Raw genomic sequence first — 10,409 nt, forward strand, 5'->3', positions numbered from 1 at the left:
AAAATCTTACTGAAATTTTAAGGAGGATACCATGAATAAAGAACTCTTAGAACTCTTAGAAAAAAAGAAGGCCCTGCGCTCTAAGCTGGAAGTTGCCAAAGACCTTACTGCAATCAATGCTCTGGAAAAGGAGCTTGACGAACTGAACAAACAGGAAGAGGTGCTGGTGGCGCGAGCCAGAATTGCCGATAAGCTGAACAAGAACCCTGGCTTAGGCAATCCGGTGCCTACCCCTGGCAATGTTCCTTCAGAGGAAGATATGTACGACAGCATGGCCTACAGAATGGCGTTTATGCGTTATGTGTGCTCCAATGGCGCCAAAGAGCTGCCGGGTGAATATCGCAGCAATGCAAATACAACCACTACCGATGTCGGTGCCGTTATCCCTACAACCATCATGAACCGCATTGTCGAAGAAATGGAAGCTATTGGCATGATTTTGCCGTTGGTAACTCAAACCAATCTGCGCGGCGGCGTAACCTATCCAAAAAGCACCGTAAAGCCCGTTGCTACCTGGGTAGCCGAGGGTGCAACCTCCGACAAGCAGCAGAAGACTGTCGAAGGCATCACCTTTGCTTATCACAAATTGCGTTGCGCTGTGTCCATCACTTTGGAAACCGACCAAATGGCTCTCTCGGCCTTTGAGATGTCTCTTGCCAAAGGCATTGCGGATGCAATGGTTAAGGCGCTGGAAAAAGCGATTATCAACGGCAACGGAACCGGACAGCCGAAAGGTATTCTGAAGGAGGATGTTCCTGAAGGCCAAACCGTTGTTCTTGAAGGCTTTGCGCTGACCTACGAAGACGTGGTTAAAGCAGAAGCTGCTCTGCCGCTGGCTTACGAAAACAATGCTGTCTATGTCATGACGAAAAAGACCTTCATGAATTTTGTTGGCCAGGTCGACACCAACGGCCAACCTGTCGCAAAGGTGAACTATGGCGCTGCCAATGCCCCGGAACGCTACATCTTGGGCCGTAAGGTAATCTGCTGCGACTATCTGCCGAATCTCGACGCTAACAGCGCTGTAAATACTGCTGTAGCTCTGATTTTTGACATGCAGGACTACGCCATCAACACAAATTACGTAATGGGCCTGAAGCAATACGAAGATAACGACACCGAAGACCAGATTTTCAAATCTGTTATGCTGGCCGATGGTAAAGTTATTGATAATAATGGCCTGGTAGTTATTAAAACTCCGGCAACTAAAGGCTAATCATGGATGAACTGTTAGCAGAAGTAAAGCTCTACTTACGCCTTGACGGTGACATAGAGGACACACTGCTTACCGGTATGATTAAAGCTGCAAAGCAATACCTTATTTCTGCCAGCGGAAAAACCAAAACAGCTGACGGAAAAGATATTATCGATGACGAACTTGCCAGACTAGGCATTAAAATGCTTGTATCACATTGGTATGACCATCGTGGCACAGAATGGCTTGGCAGCGGCAAAACGCCCGCTGAAATCGGCTACAGCTTTAAGGTAATACTGGCTCACATCACAAGCTCAGGTGACTATATATGTTAAACGGAGCAAGCGACCGCACGCATCGCATTACCTTACGCCGCCCGGACATCGTAGCAGATGGCTACGGCGGCCAAAAGCGTGCCTTTAGTAACTACGCAACACGTTGGGCGCAGGTAAAGCCCCCGGCGTACCGCGAACAGCAGGCGCAAGGCGCTCCCATGAGCCGCGAGGAAATCGTGGTAGAAATAACGCCTGCTGACAATGCTGTAGGCCGCGGATGGCGCTTACTCTGGCAAAACCACGAATACGCTGTCACATCCACGGACAACACATACAGGGAGCGCACCCTTATAACGGCCAAGCGCCTGAATCCGGGAGAATAACATGCCACGCAGCTACATAACAACATTAAGTGATGAAGAACTTACAAAATGCCTTAAACAAATCAAAGCATTTGACGGAAAAACCAGAACGGGAGTTGAAAAGGCTCTGAGGAATGGCACAAAACGCGTAAGAACCGGCGCTGCCAGACGCGTAGCTGTACGCTCCGGCACACTGAAGCGCTCTTTACGTTCCGGCTTTTCTCGGGCAAAGCTGGAAGGTGTCATAAGAGCTAAACAGCCTTACGCGCATCTTGTTGAATATGGAGCGCAAGGCTTCTTCACAAAGCCTAAAAAGGCTGGCATCCGTGCGCTAAAAATGAACATCGGCGGCAAGGCCGTGTATTCCAAAAGCGCTCGTATTCCAGCAAGAAAGGCACGTCCGTTCCTTGCGCCGGCCTTCGAAGACGAAGCTCCCAGAATCATCGCTGATTTAAAAAAGGAGATTGAAAATGCTTAGACTCCCAAATAACGCTCTGCAAAAGGCTTTAATTAAATTGCTTAAAGAAAAAATGCAAGGCGTAGCTGTTTATGACTTCGTGCCACTAGAAGCTACCCCGCCTTATATAACTCTTGGCAGCATTGTTGTAACTGATCAGAGCACTAAAACAGAAGACAATTACAAAGTTGACATGCAAATCAACATCTGGAGCGAATACGAAGGCAGATACGAAATTAACCATATAGCGCAGCAGGTTATATCCCTGCTTTGCAGCCCTGATGGTTACATGGACCTATCTGCCGACGGCTTTGCCATGTACCGCGCCAAAATTGACACCTACGAAGCCTACCCGGAGGACGGCGACGGCTATAACGGAGCAATTACCTATGAGGTACATTTAAAAAACACCAACGCAAACGCTGACGATATTTAGAAAGGAGCATAAAAATGTCTGAAGTAACCTTCGCTACTCCTACCAACGCATCTACAAATGCTACAGCTGGTAAGGATTACCTTATTTATCTCAACACCGGTGCAACCGAAGCTAATCCGACCTGGACGCTGCTCGGTGGCCAACGCTCCGGCGACCTCTCCCGCCAGGCTGACGAAATTGACGCCAGCCACAAGACTAGCGGCGGCTGGAAAACAACTCTCCCTGGCCTGCGTTCCTGGTCCATTGACCTCGAAAGCGTTTACCTGGCTGGTGATGCAGGTGCAAAATTCCTTGAAGCGGCATTTTTGGCCGGTAAGAGAGTGCATATTAAATTTGAATACCCTGATAAAAGCTATATTACAGGTTGGGGCGCTGTAACAGAATGCAGCCTGAAAACACCTCATGACGATGTAGCTACCATTAGCGGCACAATTAAAGGTGACGGCGCTCTCAGCGACGTACAGCAACCGGCCGCTTAATCAATTTCAAAGGCTGGCGCTTTGGCGCTGGCCTTAACTAAAATTTAGGAGGAAACCATGAAAAAAATTGACTTTGAATTCTTTGCGCCTGGCCAACAAATCTACTTTGATGTCAGCCGCATCATGCAGGTAGAAAATGTTTTGAAAAAGGGCGTCGGTGAAATCGTCATGGAACAAAATTTGAATATGGGCACGCTTTGCGTCCTGCTCTCCATTGGCCTGCGTCATTATGGCCTGCAAAATCCGGAAAAAGTTGCTAAGAAGCTGCAAACGCTGCTTGACGAAGGCGTGGAAATTGAAGAAATTCAAATGCCTGTAGCAAAAGCTCTTGTAGCAAGTGGCGCGCTTGGCAAAAAAGTTTATTATCAGCTTTTCCCTGAAGAGCTTACCGAAGCGAAAGCTGAAGCTTTGGAAAAAGAGGAAAACGCAAAAAACTAAGCCAGGGCGAAGCAAAGCGCCCTAGCATTTTTGAATGGCTTGCATGGGCTGAACCTATAGCCTACGGCAGGCTTCACCTAACCCCAAAGCAATTTATGGAGTTAGATCTTATGGAATTCAGCGCTATGGTTGACGCACTAAAAGAAGCCGACGCACATCGGCGCGAGGAAACGGCTTACTGGGTGAGCCGCATAATGAATTGCTTTGCTAGTAAGCCCATAAAACCGGCAGACCTCTTAGAACCATTCAGGCCACCCAAAACAAGCGCTGAAATTGTCAACGAGCGCAACGAGTTTTTCAAGAATTTCTATAATCAACGAAAGGAGGTAAAAGCAGATGGCGACAGTAGCACAGCTTTTGATAAAAATCGGCGCTGATACGTCAGAGCTAAAAAAACAGCTCGATTCTACAAAGAAGCAAATACACTCGGCGTTTGGCAGCGATTTCCTAAGAGTATCCAACCGAGCGGCTCTTGCTATCGCCGGTATTGGCGCTGCGATAGCTGCTGCAGGCGTAAAGGCCGTTGAAGCGGCCGGCAAGCTGCAGAACGTGCAAACAGCCTTCACTAATATGCTAGGCAGTGCGCAGAAGGCAGCAGCCTTCACAAAAGAGCTGCAGGGCTTCGCAGCGGCAACACCTTTCGAATTCAACCAGGTTACCAGCGCTGCGCAAAAATTCTTAGCGTTCGGCTTTACTGCCGAACAGGTAATCCCAACGCTTACGGCTGTAGGCGATGCAGCTGCCGGCGTTGGCCTTGGCGCTGATGGTATTGACCGCGTAACTTTAGCTCTTGGCCAAATGGCCGCTAAAAGCCGTATCCAGTCGGATGAAATGCTGCAGCTGACCGAGGCAGGCATTCCGGCATGGCAGATGCTCGCCGATAAAATCGGAAAAAGCGTGCCTGAGGTTATGGACATGGTAAGTAAAGGCGCTGTTGATGCTGCAACCGGTATCAATGCCCTTGTAGAAGGCATGAATCAAAAATTCGGTGGCATGATGGAACAGCAGAGCCACACCATACAAGGCACCTGGTCCACTCTCATGGATGGCATAGACCAGACAGCAGCTCAAGTTGGCTTGAGACTTGCAGAAAATTTCAATGTGACAGGTATCTTCGAGAGCCTCGGCAATACGATGAATGATTTTGCTCAAGCTGTACAAACCAGCGGCATAGCGGAAGCCTTTCGGACTGCCATCCCAACGGAATTTCAAATAGCGATAATTGGCATCGGAACAGCTCTGGTTGGCGTAGCGATACCAGCTATAGCTTTAGGAACAACGGCTCTGCTTGGCTTCTTGGCTCCTCTTGGAGCAGCCATAAGCGCTGCTGCACCGTTTATAGCGGCGGCAGTAGCTATAGCAACAGGACTATATGCTCTATGGCGAAACGGCGTCACAGTCGCAGATTTTTTTGATTTTTTTGGCATAGAGATGCAGACTGTAACAGGTTATGTTGATGCTGTAAAATCTTGCTTTCAACAACTTGGCAGCACATTCCAATCTGTCCTTACAATACTGAAACCGTGCTTCACCGTTATTCTGACGCTTTTATATGCAATTGTTCAAGTGTGGGCGTGGATATTTGGCTACATCACAGAAGTACTAATGAAACTTGCTACAGGTTTCGTTAACCTTGTGAATTTACTGCTCCAGGTAGTCGAATGGGCTGCTAACGGTATAAACACATTTCTAAATTCAATCGCCGATGATTTCATGAATTTAGCTGATTCTGCGCTGCCTGAGTTTGCCTCCAGCGCGCTCAAACGCATTTCCAGCTTCGTGACTACAGCAATCGGCTGGCTCAATAATCTTATCTCCAAAATTTTCGAGACTGACGACGCACTTTCCGAAGCCAAGGGCGAAGAGAAGAAGGCCCCTAAGGCTCCTAAAAAGCTGGAAATACCAAAATACGAGCAATTCAAAAACACAGCCCCTGTAGGAGCAACCAATGTTCCTAAAATTGCAGGCGCTAGTGCTAAAACTGACAACAGCCTGCTGAATGAAGCAGCAAACACCAGTAAGCAGATAGCTGATGAATGGTACAGAACATTTTCGACCAAAAGTGATATGGTTGACCGCTGGTATAAGGAAGAGAGCGACAGCCTGGAAAAAAGCCGCGCTCTTAACAGCAATTATGAGGTGGACAAGCAACGTCTCACAGAGCTTTACGCGCAAAAGCGGCTTGATGCTCTCCGTGAAGAAGCCAAGGAACGCGACGACCTTATAAACAAAGCCCGCGAACTTGGTATAAACAGCAAGACAGCTGATATAGCTCTCTATAGCTCCGAAGGTACCAAACAGCTGGAGCAAATGCGCTTAGATTATACGAAGACACTGAATTCCATCTCTGATCGTTGGGCAGAGCAGCAAAGGAACTTCACAGGTATGACCGAAGCGCAGAAAAATACTTATATAGCAGCTCTAAAGGAATACGGCGTAGCTTACGAGCTGAATGCGCAGCAGGAAATCAGCTTCACGCAAGAAGCCGAAAAGGAAAAGCTGGCCGCATTCAAAAAGTATCAGGACGAAAGACTTGAATACTACACACAATGCAAGGACATTCAAGCCGACATAGATAAGGCCTATGCTACAGCCTCCTACTCTGCCCTGAAAAGCGCACTTAGTAAGGAAAACCTTGCCAGAATATCAGCATATAACGAAGCCAAGACAACCATGCAGGCCTATTATGACGCTACTACAGAAGCACACATGAGCTTCAAGGAGCGCATGACCAACGCAATAACCGAGAGCCAGAATTCTTTCCAAAACTTTTTCAGCGACGTGCTGACCATGCAGACATCTTTCGTCGATGGTATGGGAGAGCTGCTTAATAATCTTTTTGACAATATCGTCAACCAGATAACAGCAGGCTGGGCAGCGTCCATCACCCAAGGCGCTCTCAGTTTCTTGATGCCTGGCAACGGCAATAACGGAGGTTCCGGTGACGGTGCTGGCGGTGACCAACTGGCTAACTTTGGAACTGCGTTGGATGCAGCAACAGGCTCAGTCAATGGCTTAGGTGCTGGTGTTGGTGCTGCTAATGGCGCAATAGGAACAGGTACAAGTCTTATGGGTGCCTACAATGGCATTCAAAGCCTTATTACCGGAACAACTAAACCGGCTGAGGGCGCAGCAACAACAGCAGTCACAGCAGCATTGACGGCGCTGGCGACAGCTGCAACATCGGCCAGCATTGCACTTAGCGCCCTCAGTGCCTCCGGCGGCTTCGGCTTCGGCTTTTTTGCCAAAGGCGGCGTAGTAAAAGCTGCAGGCGGCGGCTCTATCGTTGGAGCCGGAACTGGCACATCGGACAGTATTCCGGCAATGTTGTCTAACGGAGAATATGTTCTGACGGCCGCGGCCGTAAACCGCTTAGGCCTCCCCTTCCTGGATAAGCTCAACGCAGGCGACTTCCCCGGCTACGCCGCAGGCGGCCTTGTGCGTCCGAATCTTTATGTCGGCGCTGGGGTTAGCACAGCTAAAAGCAGCGACAGTCAAAGCCTGGCAGAAAAAGCTATCAACATAATTATGAACATATCCACAATGGACGCTCAAAGCTTCCAGGAATTTTTAGAGCGCAACGGCGGCAGAGAAGCAATTCAGCAGGTCGCCTATGACGCGGAAAGAAATTTCTTGACCAATAAAGGAGCGTGGTAATATGGTCTTAAAAAAATTCCCTGACCTAAGACGCTTCGCATGGGAAAGCACAAAAAGCCAAAAATGGGAAACTACAAGCCAGCGCTCAGCGTCCGGGCGTATGCGTACCTTGACCAACCAGCTTTACCCAAACTGGACAATAACAGCAAGCTATAACTGCTTGACTGATGCAGAAGCGCGTCAGCTGCACGGCTTTGCTGCTAGTGTAAAAGGCGGCTTTGAGCCTTTTTTGTGGTTAGATCCGGAAGACTACCAGGAAAAAGGCCGGCCGTTAGCGGCGCTGGATGGTACACGCTATCAGGCCACTATGAAGCTAGGCGAACACGTCGAGCCGGTAGAATACATTGAGAACGTGGCTGTTTACGTTGATGATATAAGGCAAAACCCTTCTTCCTACTCTATTGATGGTGGCGTAGTTAAATTTAAAACAACGCCGGCAGGAACCGTTACAGCTGACTACACATACTATTGGCGCGTACACTTTGCTGATGACGGCCTCGAGATTGAAAAGATATTCCAGGATGCCAACAAAGCAAGCCTGACGCTGGAGGTGGTAAGATGAAAAACGTACCGCAAAACCTTATAGAGCATCTTAACGGTGTGAAAAATTTCACGGCCTGCGACCTCTTTGAGCTGCGTTTGTTTTCCGGTAGCGTCTATTACTTTTCCGGAGCCGATTACAACGTCACCTATGACGGCAAAACATACAAGCCCGGACCTCTCATAACGCGCCAGAAGGTAAAGCTAAATGACCGCGTCACTGTTGACAGTATGAGCATCACATTCAGCACAAATTCAACCGACAAGATCGCCGGAAAAACTATCATGGCAGCTGCACATGATGGCGTATTAGACAAAGCAAAGCTGCTTTTGCGGCGCTGTTTTTTCAAGGACGCTGTAATTTTAGGCGTTATCGACCTTTTTGCCGGCAACGTGGAAATCAAAAAAGCCGGAGGGCTAAAGCTGGAGCTTACTGTAAAATCCAAAGCACAAGGCCTTTCGCAAGAATTTCCGATAAGAAGATTTTACCCACAAGGGACATACACAAACACAGGCGGCACAATTACCAGCGACGAAGAAGGCGACGCTGGCAGCCTCATTTGCCCGTACGTGCCACGAAAAGAGGTGCTGCTATGAGTTATACCCCACAAGGTGAAAAAATCGCTCTGGCGGCGCGTGAGTGGCTAGGAACGCCACATGTAAACGGCGCTCGTGTCAAAGGCAAAGGCGTTGACTGTGGCATGTTGCTCATCGGCGCTATGGAAGATGCTGGCGTAATAAAAAAAGACGCCATCAAAATAGCGCCCTACTCTCCGGAATTCCACTTGCACAACAGGCGCGAATGGATGAAGGAATATGTTGAAAAATACTGCAAGCGCATCGAAGGCGAACCGCAAAAAGGTGATTTTCTGCTTTATCAATACGGCCGCTGCTGTAGTCATGCCGGCATATATATCGGCGATGGCTGCGTAATCCATGCGCAGCTTGAACAAGGTGTCATCCTGTCGAGCTTCGACGATGTTGTTTTTTACGATGCCAAAGGCAGGAGCAGACTGCGTGGCATCTATCGCTTTCAGGGAGGACCTGCATAATGAGCATTTTCAAGGGAAAAACCGTTGTCAACAGAGCCGAAAAAATAGCTGACTTCACAATAGCAACAGCGGAATACGGCTCTGCTGTACCGGAGATAATCGGTACAACACGCACCAGCGGCAACATTATTTATTACGATGACTTTACTGCCCACGAACACAAGGAGACTCAAAGAAGCGGTAAGGGCGGCGGCTCTAAAACCGTAAGCATCACCTATACCTATACCGTGGCCATCATCTTCGCACTTTGCGAAGGCGCGATTAAAGGCCTGGGGAAAGTGTGGAAAAACAAGGATATTTATAATTATCCTAGTGATGAAATCGGCATGACGTTATATTATGGCACAAATGAGCAACAGCCTTGGCCGTATGTTGTCGGTAAACACCCTGAAAAGGCTCTGCCTTATAAAGGCCTTGCATATATGGCTGGCGTTATAGACCTTGGCAGCAATGCCAGCTTACCAAATTTCAATTTTGAAGTTAAAGGCAAGCTTACTGAAGGCGGTGACGGTGTAGATGTAAACCCTGCTGATTATATTCTGTATATCCTCAACAAGATTGGTATGGGCGATGTAAAAATTTCCGGTATTGAAAATTACAAACGCTATTGCGCTGCTGCTGACCTGCTGATCAGCACGCCGATGGATGAAAGCAAATCCAGAACCGCCCGCGAAATCGTCAATGAGATTGCGACAATCACCAACGCCTTCATGTTCTGGTCCAACGATCAGTTTAAAATCGTTCCGCTGGCTGACAGGCCTATAGGCAACTGGGAGCCAAACAGGACAATCATGTACGACCTGACTCCGGATGACTTTCTGCCACAAAGCAATGGAGCTTGTGTAACCTATGCAAGGAAAGACAGCAGCGAAATCTACAATCGCTTTACCGTCGAATTCATCAACCGTGCAAATGGCTACGAGAAGGAAAGCGTCAGCTACGTGGACAGCGACGACCTGAAAGAATATGGTCTGCGTCAAGCGTCCACAACAAAAGCTTTATACATTTACACCAAAAAAAGAGCTGTATTCCTGGCTGAAGAGCTTGCGAGAAAGAACAAATACGAGCGTAACCAATACACCTTCAAATTGGATTGGGCATTCTGCCGCTTAGAGGTTGGCGACCTTGTAACCTTAACAGATCCGTCCATAGGCCTAAACAAACAGGTGGCTCTTATCGACAGCGTCACCGAAGACGCTCAAGGACTTTTAACTTTTACTGCCATTTCCAGAGCAGGCGGCGATTATGACGCTGCTATATATGACGTGCATGACACAGAGCGCCCTTTTGTTGATTTTTCGCCAGAACCCGGAGACGTTGATATACCGGTAATATTCCAACCGCCGACGGAATTGACCAGCAATGGTAATGAGTTGTGGATAGGTGCTAAAGGAAAAAGCAAGAACTGGGGCGGCTGCAATGTTTGGGTAAGTGATGACAACCAGCATTACAGCGAAGTCGGCAAAATAACCAACAGCGCCCGTCTTGGTTCTCTGGCGGCGGCAGTCAATGCATCTG

At 48.4% G+C, this 10,409-nt stretch carries 13 protein-coding genes; all 13 read left to right on the plus strand.

Annotated elements, in window-relative coordinates:
- Positions 1-31 precede the first annotated feature (31 nt).
- Positions 32-1,216 (plus strand): phage major capsid protein, encoded by a 1,185-nt coding sequence (locus Q7Q81_RS10865; protein WP_304276085.1) that lies wholly within the window; start codon positions 32-34, stop codon positions 1,214-1,216.
- A 2-nt stretch (positions 1,217-1,218) separates the two neighbouring features.
- Positions 1,219-1,530, plus strand: a complete 312-nt coding sequence (locus tag Q7Q81_RS10870) for a head-tail connector protein (RefSeq protein ID WP_293850707.1) — start codon at positions 1,219-1,221, stop codon at positions 1,528-1,530.
- Entirely contained in the window at positions 1,524-1,853 is a 330-nt protein-coding gene (locus tag Q7Q81_RS10875) for a head-tail adaptor protein (protein WP_303706933.1), read from the plus strand. The genes Q7Q81_RS10870 and Q7Q81_RS10875 overlap by 7 nt, the downstream gene beginning before the upstream one ends.
- 1 nt (position 1,854) lies before the next feature.
- A complete protein-coding gene (locus tag Q7Q81_RS10880; protein ID WP_304276087.1) occupies positions 1,855-2,310 on the plus strand; it encodes an HK97 gp10 family phage protein in 456 nt (151 codons plus the stop codon).
- A complete protein-coding gene (locus tag Q7Q81_RS10885) occupies positions 2,303-2,725 on the plus strand; it encodes a DUF3168 domain-containing protein (RefSeq protein WP_303711228.1) in 423 nt (140 codons plus the stop codon). Before Q7Q81_RS10880 ends, Q7Q81_RS10885 begins: the two co-directional genes overlap by 8 nt.
- 14 nt (positions 2,726-2,739) lie before the next feature.
- Positions 2,740-3,204 carry a phage tail tube protein gene (locus Q7Q81_RS10890; RefSeq protein WP_293850693.1) on the plus strand — a complete coding sequence of 155 codons (465 nt, stop codon included), beginning with the start codon at positions 2,740-2,742 and terminating at the stop codon, positions 3,202-3,204.
- Positions 3,205-3,261: 57 nt separating this feature from the next.
- The gene (locus Q7Q81_RS10895; protein ID WP_304276090.1) at positions 3,262-3,642 is read left to right on the plus strand and encodes a hypothetical protein; all 381 of its coding nucleotides are present in this window, start codon (positions 3,262-3,264) and stop codon (positions 3,640-3,642) included.
- Positions 3,643-3,752: 110 nt separating this feature from the next.
- Positions 3,753-4,019, plus strand: a complete 267-nt coding sequence (locus tag Q7Q81_RS10900) for a hypothetical protein (protein WP_303711231.1) — start codon at positions 3,753-3,755, stop codon at positions 4,017-4,019.
- Positions 3,979-7,299, plus strand: coding sequence for a tape measure protein (locus tag Q7Q81_RS10905; protein ID WP_304276093.1), 3,321 nt, complete (start codon positions 3,979-3,981; stop codon positions 7,297-7,299). Before Q7Q81_RS10900 ends, Q7Q81_RS10905 begins: the two co-directional genes overlap by 41 nt.
- A gap of 1 nt (position 7,300) precedes the next feature.
- Positions 7,301-7,861: a DUF2460 domain-containing protein gene (locus Q7Q81_RS10910; RefSeq protein WP_304276095.1), complete on the plus strand. Its 561-nt coding sequence runs from the start codon at positions 7,301-7,303 to the stop codon at positions 7,859-7,861.
- Positions 7,858-8,436 carry a baseplate hub domain-containing protein gene (locus Q7Q81_RS10915; protein WP_304276098.1) on the plus strand — a complete coding sequence of 193 codons (579 nt, stop codon included), beginning with the start codon at positions 7,858-7,860 and terminating at the stop codon, positions 8,434-8,436. The genes Q7Q81_RS10910 and Q7Q81_RS10915 overlap by 4 nt, the downstream gene beginning before the upstream one ends.
- Complete coding sequence (locus tag Q7Q81_RS10920; RefSeq protein WP_304276101.1) at positions 8,433-8,891, plus strand: C40 family peptidase; 459 nt, start codon at positions 8,433-8,435, stop codon at positions 8,889-8,891. Before Q7Q81_RS10915 ends, Q7Q81_RS10920 begins: the two co-directional genes overlap by 4 nt.
- On the plus strand, positions 8,891-10,409 hold a 1,519-nt coding region (locus Q7Q81_RS10925), incomplete at its 3' end, for a phage tail protein (RefSeq protein ID WP_304276104.1). The genes Q7Q81_RS10920 and Q7Q81_RS10925, both read left to right, overlap by 1 nt.

The sequence above is a fragment of the Phascolarctobacterium succinatutens genome (genome assembly GCF_958453765.1).
Classification (GTDB): domain Bacteria; phylum Bacillota; class Negativicutes; order Acidaminococcales; family Acidaminococcaceae; genus Phascolarctobacterium_A; species Phascolarctobacterium_A succinatutens_B.